A 524-nucleotide genomic window follows, 5' to 3' on the forward strand; every position below is an offset into this window, starting at 1 on the left:
TGGATTTATCTGGTAAACCCGCCCCCGGATACAGAGCAACAGAGTGGATTTCGACGATTTCTTTTGACTGGGATAAAGATATCAAAACAGAAAAAGAGCGCCTTGTGAATCCGCTGGGACTGCAAGTTCTGAGCTACCAACCTGATCCAGAGGTTATAAAATGATGCTTAAACGCACTACTGCGATAGTTCTTTTGTCGATGCTACAAGTACCTGGTGCTTTAGCAGCTATGTACGGCACACCATCGGAACGAGACGGGCGTATTCAGACCGTAGATTATAACGAGCAGGATGTATTTAATGTGCGCGTAAAAGCAGGCGCACAAACAACAATTAAGTTCGGACAAGACGAAACAATAAAAAGATGTCGGAATTGGTGATCCAGAAGCCTGGTCAGTATCGGTCAGGGACAACACTCTGTTTCTGCGTCCAAAAGCAGAAGAACCGGATACAAACGTTACCGTTCAGACCAATAAGCATATATATCCTCTTTACCTGATATCAACCACGAAACAACCCACGTAT

General features: G+C 44.5%; 3 protein-coding genes. All 3 read left to right on the forward strand.

The genetic code is table 11. The features are described 5' to 3' along the window. Positions 1–164 (forward strand): VirB8 family type IV secretion system protein (locus tag HSP_RS11630; RefSeq protein WP_010128792.1); only part of this gene is annotated, 164 nt, incomplete at its 5' end. Then, positions 161–379 carry a TrbG/VirB9 family P-type conjugative transfer protein gene (locus HSP_RS11455; protein WP_010128793.1) on the forward strand — a complete coding sequence of 73 codons (219 nt, stop codon included), beginning with the start codon at positions 161–163 and terminating at the stop codon, positions 377–379. The genes HSP_RS11630 and HSP_RS11455, both read left to right, overlap by 4 nt. A 43-nt stretch (positions 380–422) precedes the next feature. Beyond that, positions 423–524, forward strand: a 102-nt coding sequence (locus tag HSP_RS11635; protein WP_425268514.1) for a hypothetical protein, incomplete at its 3' end; no start/stop codon positions are given.

The organism is Haemophilus sputorum CCUG 13788 (assembly GCF_000238795.1).
In the GTDB taxonomy this organism is placed as follows: Bacteria; Pseudomonadota; Gammaproteobacteria; order Enterobacterales; family Pasteurellaceae; genus Haemophilus_A; species Haemophilus_A sputorum.

Coding starts and splice junctions, on each gene's coding strand:
- HSP_RS11455 (WP_010128793.1), top strand. CDS start 161: ATGATGCTTAAACGCACTACTGCGATAGTTCTTTTGTCGATGCTACAA.